Raw genomic sequence first — 20115 nt, 5'->3', positions numbered from 1 at the left:
AAGAGTCGCATCGGCTTGCTGAGAATGTGCATTTGGAGAGCTTCCTGCCGATTTCGCGCATTTCCCACAGGTTCAAGGCCTGTTGAGTTTGCGGGATGTAACGAAATGCCCGGTAGTGACGGCACAATCCCTCAACCTTGCAACTGGCATACGCCGAATAAACAGGACAAGTGCGAATAGCGTTAAAACCGCTACGCCCGATACCGGGGGCCTCCCCGGTCGATCGCACGTGTTGCAGCCATGAACGACGACTCGATCTGGCAGGATGCTGGAGCAGCCGATGAACGTTTTAACGAAACGATTCCTGTGTGGTTTGGCAGTGTGCGGCGCTGTTGCCGGACAAGCCCAGGCGCAGGAGAGCGGAACGGTTCGACTCTCGGATGATTTCTCACCCGAGACTAGCAGCACAGAAGCTCCGGGGGTGGCCACATTCTCGGCTCCTCTGCCCGAACCTGCTCCTTATGGTGTCGCCCGGACACCCGGCAATCAGGTGCCACCTGGCTTCCGGAGTGTGGATGAGATTTTTAATCCCATCTTCCGCGTCGATGCTCGTGGCGGTCAGCTTTACGGGTACGACGAAGGCTATACCAGCGTTGGCGGGTTCCTGCCCTTCTTCCGTGATGAGAACTCACTGATCTTTACTGACATCCGTGGTCTGATGACCAATGGCGGTAAAGGTGGTGCCAACGTCGGTGTGGGCTATCGGCAGTTTGTGCCAGAACTCGATCGCATCTTTGGTGTTTCTGGCTGGTACGACTTTGACAACGGTCATCGTGAGGCCTTCAATCAGTTTGGCGTGAGCTTCGAGTCGATTGGCCGTTACCTTGACTGGCGCGTGAACGGCTATTTGCCTGTTGAAGATAATGAAGAAATTTCCAATCAGATTTTGGGTGCTGCCGGATTCCAGAATAACTTTATTCTATTGAATCGTGGGCGCTCGGTAGACAGTGCCTACAAGGGTTTTGACACCGAAATCGGTGGGCCATTCCCAATTCTTGGTCGCTACGGCATGAGCGGCTACGTGGGGATGTACTATTACGCCAACACCGATGTGGGCAGCTTTACGGGTGTGAGTGGTCGCTTCCAGCAGCGTGTGAATGAAGATCTCACGATCAACGTCACCGTCACTGACGATCATACCTTTGGCACCAATGCTCAAATCCAGGTGATTGCTGATATTCCGAATGGTTTCCCCAGCCGATGGGCACGGGAGAAACGTGTCCGCGACAGACTGCGTGATCCTGTCATGCGTAACTATCGCGTGACGGTGCAGGAACGTCTGCTGGTTTCGCAGGAATTTGCCATCGATCCTGAAGATGGTAATCCTTACTTCGTCTCGCACATCAACCCCAATCTGGCGGGCCCAGGGAACGGTACGTTCGAAGACCAGTTCAGCAGTCTGGCGAACTACACCGCTCTGCAGGCTAACAAAGGTGATGTGGACTTCATCTACGTCACGCCACGAACAGACGGTACAAGCACTAATCTGAATACCGGGATCACACTGATCAACCCTGCGGCTGGTGGTGACACCCAGCGGCTGTGGAGCACCAGTGTGACCCACACAGTTGCCATTGATCCTTCCCAGGGTGGCGGGACATTCCAGATGCCCGGCTTCACAGGCGGGGCACTGCCAGTCCTGACGAACACTACGCCCGGTGATGTGGTCACTCTGACAACGGGTGATGTGCGGTTTGATATCTCGGGCTTTGATATTCAGGCACAGCCAGGCACCAACGGCATTGCTGGTATCAACAATCAGGATGTCGTTGTTGATCGAAATACGATCAGTGGTGGTTTGAACGGTGTCCTGCTCAACAATCTGACAGGGACTGGAACAGCCAGCAGCACCTTCTCTGAGAACACATTCCGCAACAACACGGCTGATGGTGCCTTCATCGACACTTCTGGGCCACTCGAAGTGGCTGTGACGGACAACTTTGCCTTTGGCAATGGCGACGATGGCTTCCAGATGCAGTCCAATGGTGGTGGCCAACTGCAAGGCGTGATCTCTGGAAACAGTACCATTGGAGCCTCTCGTAACGGAGATGACGGCTTCGTACTGACTGCCAATGGCGGCGACATCAACTTCAATAATCCAGCCAGTGGCTTCGCGATTACTGATAACGTCTTCTCGCAGAACAATGGCGACGGCCTGGCCCTGGAGATCACAGCTGCCGGCGGGAATCTTGATGCGAACATCTTCGCCAACACGTTTGCGAATAACACAGACGGTGTCGTCGGTACCGATTCGAACGGTCTGCACTTTGAAGGACTCAACGGTGCTGCCAACCTGATTATCGGGTCTGCTGATCCGACTGTGGCACGCAACCAGTTCACAGGGAACGAAGATTCGGGCATGTTGCTGGAAGCTGCCGGGACGACAGTTCTGGCTGCGACGGTCATCAACAACGATGCTTCCGGCAATGCGAATGGCTTCGCGATCACCCAGGATGGCACTGCCACCGTGGGAACGCTGGCGAATCCGATCATCGTGACTGGGAACAACGCTTCAGCCAACCAGAACGGCTTCCTGTATGCGACCGACGGCGACGCCGGTGCGCCGATCATGCAGGTTTCGTCGTTCGACAATATTGCCATCCAGAACACAGTCGCAGGGATTGCGATTCAGGGTAGCGATGATGGCCGGATGAATTTCGAGAGCAATCGAGACATTACTGGTAATGCCATCCTGGGTGGTAACACTGGCGATGGTGTAAATCTCGCACTCACACAAAACTCGATTGTGACGGCTCAGTTCAACAATCTCACCAGCAGCCAGAATACCGGGGACGGTCTGGATGGCAGTGCTGCTGACAACTCCTTCCTGACAGTGGGAATTGCCAGCCCGGATGATCCTGATTTCAACGTGGCACCTCTCCCTGTGGGGAACCAATCCACACTCCAGAACAATGCCAACGGCATCGTGCTGGGCTCGACGATCAATGGCAAAGTCAACGGCTTCTTTGATCAGGTGGCCGCGACGAACAATGCCGGCAACGGTATGCAGATCAATCGTGCCGATGCTTCGCTGATGGAAGTTTCGATCACCGATTCGAATACTGCGAACACCCGGTTGTCGACCTTCTCGAACAACGGGAATGACGGTATTCGGTTCAACTACACGGGTAGCGATCCTTCCGATCCTAACCAGCCACTTTCGACGAACTTCCTGGCTGCCAACCCGAACTCGGCGAACTTCCTCACCATTTCGAATACCCAGGTCAACCTGAACACGGGGAACGGTCTGGAGACCAATGGTGATGCCGATGCAGTCCTCCTGACGAATCTGCTGACCAGCACCTTCAACCAGAACACGGCCAACGGTATCTCGGTCACGACAGACAGTGCCTCGGGCTTTGGCGATATTGCCGGTGCAATTCGCTCGACATTCGATAACATCACGGTCCAGCAGAACACGGGTGACGGCATCCAGTTCAATGCTCTGGATGGGTTGGGTGTCGGTTCGCAGATTCTCGCCGAAATCAACTCGGTGACGGGTCAATCGACAATCCGTGGCAATGGCGATGACGGCATCGCGATTGTCGCAGGCTCTGTAGATCCTGTGGGAGCCACTGGAACAGGAATTGCCAACATTAACGTGGTGGGCGATGGCTTGCTCGCCGGTAACCAGACAGTGATCGAAAGCAACGTGGGTGACGGTATCAGCGGCCTGTTGCAGGGCGATACGATCATTCTCAACGTGAACGATACGTTGATTGGTGGTACAGGTGCACTGCCCACGGGGCCAAACGCAATTGTTGGTCGTCCCAACGGTGGCAACGGGATTTCCATCGTTGGCGGTGGCACAAGCTCTGTCTCGGTGGGTGCTGTGGGTGTGAATACCACAATTCAGAACAACGGCGGGGATGGATTCGAGTTTGATACCACCGGCAGCAATGGTCTGCAGATGGTGAATACACTGATTACCGGTAACGCGGGCAACGGGCTCAACCTGCAGAACACGGGTTCGAACAGCAAATCGGCAGGCTCATCCATCATGATTGCGGTTGTCGAAGACTCCATCATTCAGGATAGCGGCCTGAATGGGGTGAACATCGACATCTTTGGTAATACCGCGAACAGTTTCACGTTTGATGGCAATACCATCGAGCGGAGTGGTCGCCATGGTGTGTTCCTCAACAGCAATGCCGGAACAGATACTGCAGCCTTTAACAACGTCAACGGATACCGCTTCTTCGATGTCGATCTGCCACAACCGACAGCACCTGTTGCTACACCGTTTAACCCTGCCGCGTTCTTTGCGGCATCGGCTGGTGCACGGGCCACAGGGAACTCGGCAGCTAACCTGCCAATTGGTGCGAATGCAGCGATTGGGTCCTACAGCAATTACATGGATGTGACATCCAGTGCGGTCACGACATTTAACTTCTTCAGCAACACCGTTCGGTTTAACGGACAGAGTGGTGTTGATGGCGATGGCTTGTTCATCAACGTCAGTACCGATTCGCTCGTGGTCGCTGATATCGGCGGTGCCGTCGGTTCTGGCCAGGGGAACACCTTTACTGGTAACCGCCAGTCCGACTTCCGCACGGCATCCTTCCGTAAGACAGATGCGGCTGGCAACGTGATTGCGAAACCCGCTTCGACGGCGGCGGGCAGTCCAGCTCTGGATCGAATCTTCCTGGATGATACGGCCCAGATGGATCTGCGGTTCTTCAATAACACGGGGAACAGCATCAACGCAGGGACTGGATTTGCCACATACGCACCGGAATTCCTGCTGGGACCGAACACCACACGGTTTGCACAGCTCTTCCAGATGGAAGGTTCAGCAGCCGATATCAATGCGAACAACAACTTTATCAGCCTGGGTATTCCGCAAGCGGTGGGAACCAATCTCGATGGTGCCGGAGCATTCACTCCGACAGCCAACGATGGGATCTTCCCGAATGCTGGTTTCCCCAGAAACTTCAATGCTTCGCCAGGCGATCCCTTCACGCCATAATCAACTGGCAGTCTGAATCGAACACAAGGCCATCGGGAAGAATTCCCGGTGGCCTTGTTTCATTTGGGGATGCGATCCGATTTCGGATCCTTGTCGCAAACCCGGTGTAATACTCTTTCCATGAAATAAGAGCGCACTTTGTGCCATGCTTGCAGCTCTGGGCAAGCATGTTTTAATAACCAACACCACACACTTAATTTCTGCGAAAGTTGTGCTAGCTCAAGCTGGAGGGCAAAGTAGGCTTTAATGTAAAACATAGCCAAGAACGCATCAGGCATGCTCGCCGGGTGGCAGGGGACGGATGTCTTCATCCGCCCCCTGGTCAACAAAGTTCCCCACCGCAAATGCATCCGGCACATGAATCTTTGACTTTTCACGCTGTTCGTCAAAAACCATCAGAGTCCAATGAACTGGGGGCAAACGAAGACGTTTGACCCCAGCCACCCCGTTTTAAGCCTCGCAGTCTCCAACCACACTTCAGCTCAAAATGAATGCAGAGTTGTGTGTAACAGACAGCAGCTCTGGTCAAGCATGATTTCGCAATCAACACCGCGCACTGATTTTCCACGAAAGTTGTGCTAGCTCAAGCTGGAGGGCAAAGTACGTTCTGATGTGCAACATTGGCAAGAATGCATAAGACATGCTCGCTCAAAGCCGCGAGACATGGCACTTTGCATATGACATTCAGCGATGGTTGAGCGGCTAATTTTTGCTCTCTTTGAAGACCGTATCGATCGCCAGGCCGGCTGCCAGCAGTAAGGTGGCGAGGCTGCGATTGGATTGAATCGTGGGGCTGAGTGCGACGATGTAGTTATCTGCCGAGGTAAAGATTTCCTTGGCCATGCCAGCCCATTTTTTGGTGACAGTCCCCAGCTCTTCGCCTGAGGTACTGAGCAGTTTGAAATTCCAGCCTTTCCAATCCCCTTTGACATCGCCGACCTGCTGATCGTTCGCATCGAAGAGTAAAAAGCCACCCCCCAGTGAAAAGAGCTTGGCCCGGAAGTAACCAATCATTTCACCTTGCGGGCTTTTGACAGTCACTTTAGGGCGGAACAACGACACCCCACGGTGAATGATAAAGAGCACGCTGTTGTCTGTAAGATCACTCACGACAATCGTCGTAGGCATGAGCTGTTTATTCACCAGCAGCCTGAGGTAAGTCACAAGCTGCCCCGGCTGTTCTTCGACGAAGCCAATTTTTTCGTTGGTGTCGGGATCGTGAATATCGTAGCGATCGACAAGTTTCATCATGCCCACATGCTCTTTGATGAAAAATGTGGAGCGGTCGAGAATCGACATGAAACAACCTTTGATCCGTGAGGTTTCGAGAAGACTTCAGTGAGTTTTGGAGGATCCATCAAGTCGGGGCGAGCCACGAAGATCATAACCATCTGTCGAACTGGCCAGCCAGATGTTCATCAGGAATTCGCAGAGTGACGCCAGAGCCTGGTCTCTTTCCAACAGGAACAAACTTCCTGCCAGATATCTTCAATCCCTTGATCGCAGGGTGGATGGACTTTCCTGCAAATGGAAAATGATTTCCCAGCGGTGAATTCCTTGCTGAGGAGAGGCGCGAGAGGCTGGAAGTTCGGGTAAACTTTCCCTGATGGGTAATTGACTCAACCTACCGCTTTCGCAGGGATTGTTATCCAAATGATTTGCCGCCTCGACGACTCGAACCGCACTGCCTGCCGTATTTCCGCACTTGCTTCACGGGTCAGCCTAACATGGCTGGCACATACGAAATTGTTGGCCGGGGCTTCGCTGCTGCTGACGATGGCGACATTGTCGGGCTGTCCCAGTGCTCCGCCATCGGCACCAACATCGACTTCCGCAACCAGCGAACAGGCAGCGCCACCTGATGATCCCAAATTGATTGAACAGTTGCGTGCCAGAAGTGGTCTATTGACGGTGGACGCTAACGGACATGTCATCAAGGCTGATTTCACAGTCAAGGGAACGAAGGTCGCTGGTGAAGGAGAGACGGCTGCAGAAACTTCGATTGGAGATGACGATCTGGCTCTCGTCGCCAAGTTGACTCATCTGACCGAATTGCGGCTCGAAGGCCCGAAGATTACCGACAAAGGTGTGTTGCTGCTGAAGCCGTTGACCAATCTGGTCGTGCTGGGGTTGGAGAACACACAACTGACAGATACCGGGGCTGAGGTGCTGGCGAGTTTTCCCAACCTGGAAGTGCTGTATCTCAGAAGAACAAACATTCTCGACCCGGCTCTGGCACATCTCTCGAAGCTGGCCAAATTGCGAGCACTCGACTTGCGATTTACGAATGTGACGGATGAAGGAATGAAGTCGCTGGCCGGACTGTCTCAACTGCGCGATCTGCGCCTGCAGGCGACTCGTGTAACCGATGCATCGCTCCCGCTGATTGCCAAACTCCCGAACCTGCAGAAGCTCAATGTGTGGGGCGAGAACTTTACGGATGCCGGTCTGAGCCAGTTGGCTGATACGAAGACGCTCCGCATCCTGGAACTGGATGATACGAGACTGACCAGCGAAGGGCTGATCAAGCTGGGTGGATTGACCAATCTGGAAGAGCTGCATGTTCGCCGCACGCGCATCAAAAACGATGGCCTGGCGGTGGTGAAGAACATGCCCAAGATGCGCCGGCTGCTCCTGCGGGATACGTTGTGTACCGACCCCGGGCTCGAGGCTGTGAGTGGGCTTAAGAATCTGGTGGAGCTTGATCTCACAGAGGGGATTTTTGGTGATGATGGTGTGAAGAATTTGGCGGGGCTGACCTCATTGGAAGATTTGAGCCTGTGGGCCACAACGACGTCGGATGCAGGGATTGAATCGATTCGAGATTTAAAGAAGCTCAAGGCGTTGAATCTGGAGCAGACCCGCATTACTGATGCCGCCGCTAAAACGATTGCAGGGTTCGGTGAGTTAACCGAATTGAATTTATCGCAGACAGAAGTGACCGATGCGACGTTGAAAGAACTGGCTGCTCTGAAGAAACTCAAGAAGCTCTCTGTCAATAACTGCATCATGCTGAGTGGTGGGGGTCTGGACGAGTTGAGGGCTGCGATTCCCGGGCTGCAGATTGTAGGCCCCTAGTTCAAGTCAAAAAGTAAACGATGGATTCCACGGCAAGCCTTGCTGACAGACCAGCAGGGCTTGTCGTCTCTTGACAGATCCCTAACGAGAAATTGGAAGGATATGAGGATGACGATGTCTCAGACACTCGTTCGGTTATCGGCTGCACTGCTGCTGGCTTGTGGCTGGTTGAGCACAAGCGAGACGACACAGGCTCAGGAATGGGCACTCAAGCGATTGGAAGATTCTCCCCGGCATCTGGAATATGTGGAAATTCCGGCGGGCTCACGAAAGGTGAATTCGTTTATTGCCTTTCCGGAAGTGAGCAAGAAAGCCCCGGTGGTGATTGTCATCCATGAGATCTTCGGGCTTTCGGATTGGGTGCGGGGTGTGACCGATCAACTGGCCGAACGCGGTGTGATTGCCATCGCTCCCGATCTGCTTTCAGGCAGTGGACCGGATGGTAAGGGGACGGCTTCACTAGGTGGAGGCGATGGTGTTCGCAAGGCGATTTCGGCCCTACCGCCCGATCAGATCACAGCCGATCTGAAAGGGGTAATCGAGTATGCCAAAGCTTTACCCGCTGCGAATGGCAAAGTGGTGGTGATCGGCTTCTGCTGGGGTGGTGGACAGACATTTCGTCTCGCGACCAACGTCGAGGGAATTGAAGCGTTCTGCCCATTCTATGGGACAGGGCCGACGGAAGTTAAAGATCTGGCCCGTATCCAGGGACCTGTGTATGGGTTCTATGGCGAGAATGATGCCCGGGTGAATGCGACGATTGCCGGTTCGACAGCCAGTATGAAGGAAGCTGGTAAAATCTACGAGCCCGTGCTTTACAAAGGGGCAGGTCATGGATTCATGCGAGCTGGTGAAGCCCCCGATGCCACCGATGCCAATAAGCAGGCCCGTATGGATGCCTGGAAACGACTGGACGGCATTCTGGCGCCTCTCAAGTAGCTTTGATAAGCACTTTCGACTTCTGTCAAACTTTGAGAATGCTCACGTCGGCCAGAGGAAGAAACTCACGACCCACCCTGCGGCGACCCTCTCTCCCACGCAGACGCGGGCGAGGGGTTTTTACCTCTTCTCCCGTTCCGACGGGAGAAGGCCGGGATGAGGGCGAGTCCGAACGTATTGATCGAGCCATTCACCAGCGATTTCATCGCAGTATGCTCTTGATCTCCGGCCACCAGCGAACACCATACCAGTCGACCTCAATAAACAAAAAAGCCACCCGGCTCACGTTCACCAGATGGCTTGCAATCGACTGCGTTATTCAACAGAAGGCATCAGCGGCCGGGCGGTGGTAAAGGAAGCATCGGCCCACTGTTGGCTGGAATAAGCCCGCTGTTGGCTGGATTCGACGGAGCAGGGGCATAGCTCCCGGCAGGCACAACTGGCGAACCCAGATGCTCCTGAAGTTCATAATAAGTCACCGGGGCACCAGCAGGTGGTTGAGAGCCCATGACTGGATAACCAGCAGGTGCCGGTGCCATCTGCACTGCCGGAGCAGACTGATATTGATAGGGAGCTGCCGGGGCATACCCACCCTGTGGCGAATACTCCGGTGCATACGAGACAGGATACAGCGAACCATCCACAGGTGGCATGGGCGAGACCACATATCCCGGGAACGGCCCTGTATTGGGTAGACCCTGTGGTCCCGTCTGGGACATCTTCAGCATGGTGGCCTGATCCTGGTAACGATGCCAGAACTGCTGAGAGTAAGCCAGATTCGGATTCATTCCCCAGCCACCAGCTGTCTGCGACTGGGACAACACATGCTTATAGTTGTAAGGTCGAAACAGTGCGTGACCGCGATAGGCAGGAATTTCCTGAAAGTAGCCATGCACCCAGTTCTGTTGAGTGTCGTAAGGATGGCGCGTTTCGGCCTGGCCTCCAAAGCCATACTGCTGATAAGCCTGTGGTATGACAGGAATCCCCGGAGTTTCCTGAGGAGCTGGTTGACCAACCTGCATGACCGCCGCCAGGGCGACTTGAACAATAATGCCCGACATAACAATGCTTCCTGCCTGTGTGAAAGGTTGTTTCAACCTGTCGGCCAACCAGATCCATCCTGGTCAGAAACCGCAGCCAGCCAGCAATCAGTGATCCTTCACCAATTCTCACTCATTCTGCAGTTAGATTCGCTGTGGGAGTGTTTGTCGGCAAAATTTGCCAATGCGCACTTTCTTTCGTGATCTTTCCATGAGGAGCAGAGGACATCTGAACTGCAGGAAAATATCACAACTTGTGAGGTATCGTCGGCAGATGTGGCAGTTGTGATTCATAGTTGCCTCGTCAGAAATCAGAGATCCTTCGACGGTTCGTCCGCAGGCCGTCTTTTTCGTCACGGTCATTGAGGTTTAACATGCCGCAGACTCCCTGGAAGCTTGCCCCGATCACGATGTTTTGCCAGGCCCGGGGGATCGCATTGCCTGCTGATTCCTCACAAGCCAAAGCGCCTCAAGAGTTTTCGCTGGCAGCCCAGTTGTGGAAAACCACCATGAAGCTGGGTGTCGTACTGGGAGCAACGCTCCTGGGCAACCTCACAACCGTGGAGGCTCAGGATGCTCCTGGAGCTTCCTGGTCCAACTATGGTTTCGGCTTCTCGGGTGGAGCCGCTGGAACGACACCTTATTACTATCCTCAATCGGGCGCAGGAGTGTCGATCAATCCACCAGCCGCCTATGACTCCACGATGAATGGTCCGGCTGTGGCTCAACCCACGCCCACTGGAATTGCTCCTTATACCTACGGTCCCCAGCCCGTTGATCCCTCGGTAATGGGCAGCCAGCCCTACCTGACAGGCCAGGGAACCATGGCTGGCTACGGGGCAAACGTCAATCTATCGCCCTATGCGACACCGTATGGTCTTGCACCTAACGGTCAGGTTCAAGGCAGACTGCCCAGCCCGGCGTTGCCTGGCCCCACTTATCAGTCAGGCTATGCCTCGGGGGCCAAGTATTTCCAGCCAGGTGGTTACGACGCCAGAATCGGCTCACCCTACTATTACGATGGAAACGAGCGATCTACAATTTCCGGCGATCCCTACGTTGACCACTTCGGCCCCGGGTTTCATCGCAATCAGGTGCATGGTCACTATCGGTTCCCTTACTACTCCTACCGGGCTCCCTGGTACTACCCCGGTCGAGCAGTCTACAACCGGGATACAAATTACGCGTGGTAAGCAGATGACTCCGGCAGAAGATGCCTCAGCATCCTGAATCATCGACCTGCAAAGTTCTAAATCACCTCCCACAGGCAGTTATTGCTTGTGGGAGGTGAAACTCATGGCCCCTGGGCAATACAGGGGGCTTGCGGGAACTTTTTCAATTATGTCGCCTCTTTCCGTTACGACAAAAGCAACTGAGGAACATGACTCACTTCGCTTGATGGCATCAGAATTCTACCGCCGATACATGATGATACGGTGAGAGCGTCTCCCCAGAGTCTGCACTCACATTGACTAACGATATCTCAGGCAAACCCGACACAAGGCGAATACATTTTCCTTCAGCAGGCTGAGTTCCTTCTGGTCATTTCTGACCAGATTCTCAACTGCGGAAAATGTAAGAGCTTTTCTTGCCGAGGTAAGGTGAATGTCTGCTTCAAGGCAAGGATGCTTTCGAAGCGAGCAGGAGCAACACGGATGTTGACCGTTTACAAGCCGACGCGGGCAGAGCTGTATCGCGATGGTCATAAAACCGACAGCGGTCTCTTGCGCCTCACATGGCACGATTCGCTCCGGCAAGGAATTCAGGCATTGCTGCTTTGTCTTGTAGGGACGAGCACCTGCCTCGCTCAAAATTATGGCGGGCATTCTGCTTCCTATTCTCAGCAGCAGATGGCACCAGCCGGGTATGCCCCTGAAGCTCAGGGCTATCAGGACCAGAGACAACCAGGGCAAACTCCGTCCCATCCGCAGTCACCCGCCGGGTATGGATATCCCGTCGTTAATACGCAGTATCAGGTGCCTGCCAGTCGGAATGGTGAAATCCAGATTCCGCGTGGCAACATCCAACCTGTCCAGTATCAACCCGTCCCTGCTGTCAATGCATTACCGTTGCCACAGCGGGCCGTGCCAGTTCGCACAGTACAGGACTCCAACCAGTCGGATACGGCCCGGCAACTCCACCGGCTGATTGAATCGATGCCGTCTTCCGAAGAAGACCTCGAAGTGATTCATCGCCGCAGCCAGTTGATCGTCACTCGTGCCAACGTCATTCGTGCGGCCATTGCCGACCCGAACGTGATCGATGTCGTGCAATACGGCCCCCGAGAAATTTCCATTATTGGTGTTTCTCGAGGAACGACAACTCTTACCCTCTGGTTTGAAGGTGCCGCCGAACCACTCATTTATCTCGTGAAAGTCATTCGCGATCCAGCTCTCGATTTCCAGCGCCGTCTCGATTATGGCAAGCTCGAAAAGAAACTGCAGACCTTGTTCCCCAACAGCAAGGTTTACCTCATCCCCATGTCATACAAGATTGTCGTCCGCGGACAAGCCCGCGATGCGGAAGAAGCCGCTCACATTCTGAGTATCGTGCGCGGTGAAGTCATCAATCAGGAAGGTTCACTGGGCGGCCCACAACCTTTCCTGGGCGGTCTTGGCGGTGATCTCGGTGGTGGATCCAGCACGATCGATAACGGTGCCATCGGTGGAATTGGTAACAGTTTCGGTGGAGCCTCCGACCTCGCAGCTGGTTTCATTATCAATGAGCTGCGAGTTCCAGGTGAGTTCCAGGTGAGCCTCACAGTTCGTATCGCCGAACTGAACCGTTCAGAAATGTTTAAAGCCGGGGCCGATATCTCCGTACTCTTTAATGGCAGCCAGTTAATTGAATCGTCACTAACGGGCGGGGCCGCGACGCTGGGTGGTATCTTCGATAACGGCGACGTCTCGATTCTGCTCGATTGGCTCAAGACGAACGGCATCGGCAAGATACTGGTGGAACCACGTTTAACTGTTCTCAGTGGTCGCCAGGCCCGTTTTCTGGCTGGTGGTGAATTTGCTGTTCCCACGATTATCGGTATTGCCGGTGCACAAGGTCAGTCCACGACTTTCCGTGGTTTCGGGACATCAGTGCTCGTCACACCCACAGTTCTGGATCGCGATCTCATCCGCTTGTCGACCATCGCGGAATACAGTGATCTGAACCAGGCGAACTCGGTCCAAGGGATTCCCGGTACCAACGCCCGCCGCATTGATACCACTGTCGAAATGCGCGAAGGTCAGACTCTCGCGCTGGCTGGTCTGTATTCTCACCTGATGAAGACCAACATCTCGAAGATTCCCTTCCTGGGAGATATCCCAAAGATTGGACCAGCTCTCTTCAGTCGCAAAGAGAAAACTCAGGACGAAAACGAACTGCTCATTCTGATTACTCCCGACATTGTGCGACCCATGGATCCCGAAGAAGTGCCTCCTGTTCCGGGCTTCGAAGTCACTTATCCAGGCGATCACGAGTTCTTCTGGTACAACCGCATCGAAGGCACTCCTGATACGGGACATTATCAGGTACCACCTTATGGTTCTGGCAGTAATGGGACAAATGTGGGTTATCAGCACTTCAATCCCGGGCCAGCCAGCCCCTCCTATGGGCCACAGCCTGTCGGACCACAGCCGGGAGGAATGAATCAAGGTGGGCCAAATCAGGGAATCCAGCCGGCTCCAGGTGGCTACTCTGTCCCACAGCACGCTTATCCACCAACACCCGGCCCGGCTCAACCCCGGCCCAGCACGCCACTGATGCCGACACCAATCTCTTCAAACAATAATGGTTCTCAAGGAAACCGGTCAGGCTACACTCCTGGCAGCCGCTATCCCGGGAATCAACCCTCATCACAAATCCAGCAGACAGGGATGCAACAGGCAGAAACTGCCGGGCAACCCGGAAATCCTTATGGTCGTGGCGGTTATTCCGCTCCGTCAGCAAGTTCCGCAGGAAGTGGTGCAGGTCGTCGATAGTCGTACAGAAGAGCTTGAGGTGCCAGACACATCGTCCGGCTACTTACTAGTACATACCGGGTCTGTTCTGCCTCCGAGAACAGACAGCCATCAAGTCAAGGTTGACGAAGAAGGCAGTTGGGCATTGATCGCACCTGCGACGATTGATTGCTGAACAATCTGCCAGAAATATCCGAAAGACTGTCCCTGCGCCAGTCTCGTTAGGGGAGAAGGGATGCTCCGCTCCTTCCACATTTATCTGAGTCGCTGCCTCGTCGCATTGCCGCTGATTGCTGCAGGCTGCATCTCGTTTGGCCATAAATCAACTGATTGTGGCCCGGCGGGCTGCCAGACGGGTTCTTGCGAAACGGGTGCCTGCCCAACAGGTGGCTGCAACAATTCGCCCTACGATCCAACCTGTGGTGTTCAGCCCTGTGGCGGGAACAAATGGGGCTGGAAAAAATCGTGTAATGACTGCAACTCGTGCAATAGCTGCGGGACGAAATGTGGCAGCTTCTGCTCGGGTGCCTCGTCCTGGTGGGGTCATTCAGCCAATCGAAACACGACACCAGAGCAATACGCCTTAGGAACCGTGCATCGAGCCCACTTCCACCAGATGGAAACCAATGCCGAAGCAGCAGATTTCATTCTGTACTACAGTGACTTTGTGGGAGAAAGTGCCGAACTGACACCCGACGGCAAAGACAAAATCCTCGAAATCGCATCGAGAATGCGCAGTGCACCCTTCCCGGTTCTTGTGGAACGGACGATGCACAACGCTGATCCAGAACTCGATAACCATCGCCGGCAGCTCGTGGCTCAAATTCTGACCGATCTGGGCAACCCAGACGCATATAACCGCACTTTTGTTGCCACTTCTTACGGCCCTGGCAAGCATTCGCTGGAAGCCGCTCCCGAATTCTACCAGAACGTTTATCAGAACTTTGGCAACGACCAGTTTGGTAACGGTGGTGGGTTTGGTGGTGGAGGATTTGGTGGCGGCGGATTCGGCGGTGGTGGATTCGGTGGATTTGGCGGTGGATTCGGCTTCTAATCCTGCTGCGATCAACCTGACCTCATCTTAATAACAGATCGTCCAGTGGTGCCCTCGCGAGCCACTGGACGATTTTTTTGCATGATGCGTTTTGTCAAATCAACTCTCATTGGCCCCAGCCTCCCCGGAAACCACCAGAGCCCAGCGAACTACCGGCTGGAATTCATCGTGGGAACCCGAAGCCAGATCCGCAATTGAATCGACGGTCGCGGGCGGCTAAAGTCCTCCTCAGAAAGACTGTCATCCACACAGGCCCTATTCGCGTTCTTCAGGAAAGATTCTCGTCCAGAAGTGCATTGCACACAGGACGAAGTTCAACTGAAAGCCGGCCGGCCAGTTCGCATTGTGTGGGCCACCTTTCAGCTCAAAACTGCCAGACTGATAAACACGAAACTGCATGTCTGCAAATACACTGCGGAAAGGATCTCCCGTGTCTAACGGCGACTTCGACCCTACAAAACCAATCTATCTGATGTCCTATCCGAAGATCGTTTTGCTCTACCCCACCTTTATTGCGTCGATCATCTGCGGGTTTATTGCCCTGTTTTTGGAAGATGCAGCCAACCCGACTCAATCGACGCTCGCACTCTCATTCATGGCCATTCTGGGAGTCAACCTCGTCGTGCTGGCATTCGACTTCCCGCGCACGACATCGCTGACACTCTTTTTCTGTATTGTGGCCTTTGTCTTTGGGTTCATCCTGCTCATGAGACAATTCCCGGATCTGCTCCCGGCTGTTTCCAGCTTTTTTAATTCACTCAAACCACATGCCAATTCCACATTCTATTTCCTCTTCGCCGGGGTCCTGGGAATCATCTATCTCTGTGTGTTCTTCACAGTCCGCATGGATTACTGGGAAATTCGCTCGAATGAACTGCTGCATCATCATGGCTTTCTCAGTAACCTCGAACGCTACTCCGCTCCCAATCTGCGCATCAGCAAAGAGATCGACGACATCTTCGAATACTTGCTCATGCGGAGTGGCCGATTGATTATCCACCCCAGTTCTGAGCCGCGCGCCTTCGTGCTCGACAACGTCCCGTTCATTGATGGCAAAGAAGCACGCATCACCAAAATGCTCAGTGCCCTGCAGGTGACCGTCCGCCAGGAAGGGCCTCCATCGCCTCCAACGAATCCCAAGTTGTGAGAACTGGTGGTTCCAGGCGTTCGCACTAACATTCTCAGGGCGTCATTAAACTCCTTCACGTCTATTTGAAACGTATGGAATGGGGTTTTTCCCGCTTGCCCAGATCGCCAATTTCCGCGACAGAATGTTGTTCTTGAACAAAGATTGATGTGGAAACGACCACTGACCTGCACTCTTAGCTCACACTGCATAGCCCCACATTCCGGAGGTTGAATGCTCACTCGCGGTTTTCTCGGCTATCAGACATCCTTCATGCTCGACTTTGTCGTGGTGGCGCTCGTCATTGTCGTCCCATTGATGATCTGGAGTCTGGTGGAGGTCAAAGCTCGCCGCTTCGAGAATCACCGTAAGTTGCAGATGCTCCTCGCCCTGATTCTGCTTGTGGCAGTGACTCTATTCGAAGTCGATCTGCAATGGGTTCAAGGTGGCTGGCGCAACATCGTCGATCGCCACGAGCCACCACTCAGCACCGAAGTCATTGCACGCTCCACCTGGCTGCTCCGCATCCATCTCGTCTTTGCCATCTCGACACCCATCCTCTGGGCTGTCACGCTCATTGGTGCCCTGCGCAACTATGCCAAACCAGCCCAACCTTCAGCCTACAGCACCACACACAAAAGGCTCGGCTGGCTCTCGATGATTGATCTTGTCCTCACATCGGTCACCGGAGTCATCTTCTACGCCGCCACCTTTGTACTCCCCACTCTGTAATTCTCTTACCCATCCCTTGAGCTCATCGCAGCCGTCAGGAATATGATTTTCCTGGAACGAAAGCCTGGAGTTCCCACCTCTAATCCGTATGCTCACGGAGACGTGAAACAGATTCCAATAATCAACTGCGCGGCGGGTGGCTGGGGTTGAGCGTCTTCGCGAACCCCCAGTTTTTGCTGGTTAGCGCTGGGGGTTCGAAGACTCAACCCCAGCCACCCATACCAAGGATCGCAGTCGAATACTGGTATCCGTAAGACACATTTCAACACCAGAACAATCCCTCGAAATCGGAAAGCCTTCGCGATGAATCGTCTCATATGGGGCACTCTACTGACGCTGGTCTGCGTCCTCTCGGCTGGATTCGCTGTGGAAATCGCCCAGGCCGATAAGCCTGACGACTGGGTCAACGTGGTAGTCCTCGATGGCCCGCAAAGCCTGACGGTCGAAAAGGGGAGTATTCTCCGGGTGACAGGCTCCACACCTTCCGGCGGAATTATCCAAACTTCAATCTCCGGCAGAGGAAAGCTCCATCGACAAACCAGACTCAGCACCTATCGGGACGGACATCCCATGATTGGTGCTCTCATGATGGAATTCGAAATCGAAGCCACCGATCCCGGCGAACTCACCATTCTCGTATCCAAACAAACCTTTGATCGCACTCTGAAACCGACAGTCGAAAAGTACGTCGTCACCGTCAAGTAAAGTTGACCAGCACACAACAAAACCTGATGTGCCATGCTCCCCGAGGGCTCTGTGCCATGCCTCGCGGCTCTGAGCGAGCATGTCTTCAAGGGGACACTGTTCCAATTCACGACCGATCATCCGTAGATAATCACAACGAATGCACGAAACGTCCCTCACCGATTCGCACTCTTTAGGCCCCACCGAGCTTTACGCTCTGTTGCAGCAGCATTTGCGCGCCATCACCCAAGATGAACCCGACTGGATTGCCAACACCGCCAACTGTGCCGCCCTGCTTTATCACAACCTGCCCCAAATCAACTGGGCGGGCTTTTACTTTCTGCAGGGAAATGAACTGGTGCTCGGGCCATTCCAGGGTCGCCCGGCCTGTGTCCGCATTCCCGTCGGTAAGGGTGTCTGCGGCACTGCAGCACAAACCCTCGCTGTGCAGATCGTCCCCAATGTTCACCAATTCCCGGGGCACATCGCCTGCGATTCCGCCTCGAACTCCGAGATTGTTCTGCCAATCTGTTCTGGCCAGAAGCTCCTCGGAGTCCTCGACATCGACAGCCCACAATTCGAGCGCTTCAATCAACTCGATGCGACCGGCTTGCAATCACTGATCGATATACTTGTCGAAACTCGGCAATGATTCATTTCTCTGGAGTTGAAGCAGGCTTCACATGCTGCTCGAACTTGAAAAGAATCGTGCGCGACGTATCGGTCGATTCAAAGACATCCGGCCGAGGGGCAGCAGGGTCAAGATGACCACAAATGACGAGGCGGCCTTTTTCATCAAACTGGTAAATCGAACCTGTTGTTTGTCCCTGTTGCGGGCCTTCTTCCGCCGTCAGTTCGATCTGGTGCGGCTCACGATCTGTTAAGAGCTGGTAACGGAATTTGATGGGAGTCGGGGCGGGTGGTGGCAGCTCCCCTTCTTTCAGCTTGCGAACAGGTGCGGGGGGATAGAGCTTCAGCTCTTCCTTTTCAAACACCACCTTTAGCCCGGCAATATTCTCCATCGGGACCGGCAGGCCCAGAAAGATAAACTCCACCGGCACCCACTCACCCAAAATCCGCTCGGCATCCGCGGGAACCTCGCCATCCTGTGGCTGCTGAGCCACTTGGCCACTGGTTCCAGCAACGGGTGGTTCAGCAAATGCCGGGTTAAAACAGCAAATCGCCAACCCAGTGAATAGACTGAGACACAAACCGGGCCGAAGCGCGACCAGTTTGTGTCTCATAAGAAATGTTGTTCGTTGCATATTCTTCTCCTGCATCAGTCTGGCAAATCGCTACCAAACCTCATGCCGAGAGACACTTCGGCACTAGCGCTTGGAAGCGATCACCTGAAGAAGTGACTTGAATGGATCGGCGAACTTGGCCAGACCTTCTTCCATCAGCACTTGTTCCATCTTGGCGAAATCGACTTTTGCATCGATATCGGCCAGAACGTCGGCTGGTGGCAATTGATCGACTTTGCGGGTGTAAACCTTACCTGTCAGGCTCTGGACAGCCGCGTTCGTCGCAGGTGGGTTGGTCTGGATATCGGAACCAGCCAGTGCACTCACATAACGATCAGGAGCTTCTGCCGGGTCTTTTGTGCCTGTGCTGGCGAAGATGATTTCCTGCTGAAGTGGGAGCTTCTTGTCGGCCCAGAACTTCTGATTCTCTGCCCAGAGCCTTTGGGCATTCACAATGCCGACCTGACCCTGAGCCGCAGGGATCAATGTGGGAACGTGCTTCTTGGTATAGACATCAATCCGACTGACGAAGATGCTGTAAACCGATTTGAAGCGTTCAAGCTTGCCGTGCCGCTGGGCACCCTTCCAAACCGCTTCCCGAGCCGCTTCATACTGCCGTTCCGAGAAGATCAGCGTCACATTCAGCGTAATCCCGGAAGCGGCCAGCTCTTCGAGAGCAGCTAATCCACCCGGTGTCGCGGGGACCTTGATCATGCGGTTGGAATGCCCTGCCGCCCAATGCTGACCCAGCTCGACATACTTCTTGGCCTTTTCAGCCACACTCAACGTGTTCGCGGTATCTTCCAGGAGAGGATCGAGTTCAAAGCTCACGTAGCCGTTATTGCCCGCAGATTCTGTGTAAACGCTGGCAAAAACTTCCTGTGCCTGGCGGACAAGACGATCGGTCATCGCCCAGGCAATCGCTTCATCGGAATGCCCTTCGGCCACCAACGCGCGAATCTGATCATCAAAGCGACCCGTCTTCAGCAGGTCAGCAATGATAATTGGATTCGATGTGGCACCCGTGGCTCCAAATTTGCGGTTTTCTACGACCAGTGCGGGATCGATACTGTCGAGCCAGACTTTGGTGCCGCAGGCAACGAGGGTTTCAAGAGGTGTCGGCATGAGCAGGGCCTGTTTCCGAATGAGAGCGTAAGACGACGGGATGAGTCGGCAACGTCTCGCCGACCTGTTAAAGTAGTTCCATCGTAACGCATGCAGACGCCCGTGCCATATTCGGGCAAGAATTTTCCTGACTTCATGGTTTCTGACATTCGGTTTGTTCGGGTTCCCGTA

Annotated in this window: 15 protein-coding genes; 10 read left to right on the top strand and 5 right to left on the bottom strand. The window is 54.1% G+C overall.

From position 1 onward, the window contains the following. Positions 1-280: 280 nt before the first annotated feature. Positions 281-4969 (top strand): right-handed parallel beta-helix repeat-containing protein, encoded by a 4689-nt coding sequence (locus PLIM_RS19780; protein ID WP_013112089.1) that lies wholly within the window; start codon positions 281-283, stop codon positions 4967-4969. A 270-nt stretch (positions 4970-5239) separates the two neighbouring features. On the opposite strand, the gene PLIM_RS24900 is transcribed toward PLIM_RS19780, so the two are convergent. Continuing rightward, positions 5240-5365, bottom strand: coding sequence for a hypothetical protein (locus PLIM_RS24900; protein WP_261340082.1), 126 nt, complete (start codon positions 5363-5365; stop codon positions 5240-5242). A gap of 306 nt (positions 5366-5671) precedes the next feature. Next, positions 5672-6268, bottom strand: a complete 597-nt coding sequence (locus PLIM_RS19775) for a phospholipid scramblase-related protein (RefSeq protein WP_013112087.1) — start codon at positions 6266-6268, stop codon at positions 5672-5674. A gap of 354 nt (positions 6269-6622) precedes the next feature. Here PLIM_RS19775 and PLIM_RS19770 point away from each other — a divergent pair, with 354 nt between their 5' ends. After that, positions 6623-8047: a leucine-rich repeat domain-containing protein gene (locus PLIM_RS19770; protein WP_013112086.1), complete on the top strand. Its 1425-nt coding sequence runs from the start codon at positions 6623-6625 to the stop codon at positions 8045-8047. A gap of 108 nt (positions 8048-8155) precedes the next feature. Next, the gene (locus PLIM_RS19765) at positions 8156-8986 is read left to right on the top strand and encodes a dienelactone hydrolase family protein (protein ID WP_013112085.1); all 831 of its coding nucleotides are present in this window, start codon (positions 8156-8158) and stop codon (positions 8984-8986) included. A gap of 332 nt (positions 8987-9318) precedes the next feature. Here PLIM_RS19765 and PLIM_RS19760 read toward each other — a convergent pair whose 3' ends face one another. Continuing rightward, a complete protein-coding gene (locus PLIM_RS19760; protein WP_013112084.1) occupies positions 9319-10047 on the bottom strand; it encodes a hypothetical protein in 729 nt (242 codons plus the stop codon). Positions 10048-10400: 353 nt separating this feature from the next. Here PLIM_RS19760 and PLIM_RS19755 point away from each other — a divergent pair, with 353 nt between their 5' ends. The 7 genes from PLIM_RS19755 (at position 10401) to PLIM_RS19725 (ending at position 18227) form a co-directional block, all read left to right on the top strand. Next, the gene (locus PLIM_RS19755) at positions 10401-11219 is read left to right on the top strand and encodes a hypothetical protein (RefSeq protein ID WP_013112083.1); all 819 of its coding nucleotides are present in this window, start codon (positions 10401-10403) and stop codon (positions 11217-11219) included. 462 nt (positions 11220-11681) lie between these two features. Beyond that, positions 11682-14000, top strand: a complete 2319-nt coding sequence (locus PLIM_RS19750; protein ID WP_013112082.1) for a pilus assembly protein N-terminal domain-containing protein — start codon at positions 11682-11684, stop codon at positions 13998-14000. A 214-nt stretch (positions 14001-14214) separates the two neighbouring features. Continuing rightward, positions 14215-15033 carry a hypothetical protein gene (locus PLIM_RS24625; protein ID WP_013112081.1) on the top strand — a complete coding sequence of 273 codons (819 nt, stop codon included), beginning with the start codon at positions 14215-14217 and terminating at the stop codon, positions 15031-15033. A 430-nt stretch (positions 15034-15463) separates the two neighbouring features. Next, on the top strand, positions 15464-16180 hold the full coding sequence (locus tag PLIM_RS19740) for a hypothetical protein (RefSeq protein WP_013112080.1): 717 nt from the start codon (positions 15464-15466) through the stop codon (positions 16178-16180). Positions 16181-16393: 213 nt separating this feature from the next. Continuing rightward, positions 16394-16891, top strand: coding sequence for a DUF420 domain-containing protein (locus tag PLIM_RS19735; RefSeq protein WP_013112079.1), 498 nt, complete (start codon positions 16394-16396; stop codon positions 16889-16891). Between the two features lie 303 nt (positions 16892-17194). Further along, on the top strand, positions 17195-17596 hold the full coding sequence (locus PLIM_RS19730) for a hypothetical protein (RefSeq protein ID WP_013112078.1): 402 nt from the start codon (positions 17195-17197) through the stop codon (positions 17594-17596). A 139-nt stretch (positions 17597-17735) separates the two neighbouring features. Further along, positions 17736-18227, top strand: coding sequence for a GAF domain-containing protein (locus PLIM_RS19725; protein WP_013112077.1), 492 nt, complete (start codon positions 17736-17738; stop codon positions 18225-18227). A gap of 1 nt (position 18228) precedes the next feature. On the opposite strand, the gene PLIM_RS19720 is transcribed toward PLIM_RS19725, so the two are convergent. Together PLIM_RS19720 and PLIM_RS19715 are read right to left on the bottom strand one after the other, a co-directional pair. After that, a complete protein-coding gene (locus PLIM_RS19720) occupies positions 18229-18840 on the bottom strand; it encodes a TIGR03067 domain-containing protein (protein ID WP_013112076.1) in 612 nt (203 codons plus the stop codon). 63 nt (positions 18841-18903) lie between these two features. After that, positions 18904-19944, bottom strand: coding sequence for a transaldolase family protein (locus PLIM_RS19715; RefSeq protein ID WP_013112075.1), 1041 nt, complete (start codon positions 19942-19944; stop codon positions 18904-18906). Positions 19945-20115: the final 171 nt, after the last annotated feature.

It is taken from the genome of Planctopirus limnophila DSM 3776 (assembly GCF_000092105.1).
In the GTDB taxonomy this organism is placed as follows: Bacteria; Planctomycetota; Planctomycetia; order Planctomycetales; family Planctomycetaceae; genus Planctopirus; species Planctopirus limnophila.
This window is presented reverse-complemented; position numbering and strand designations above follow the sequence as displayed.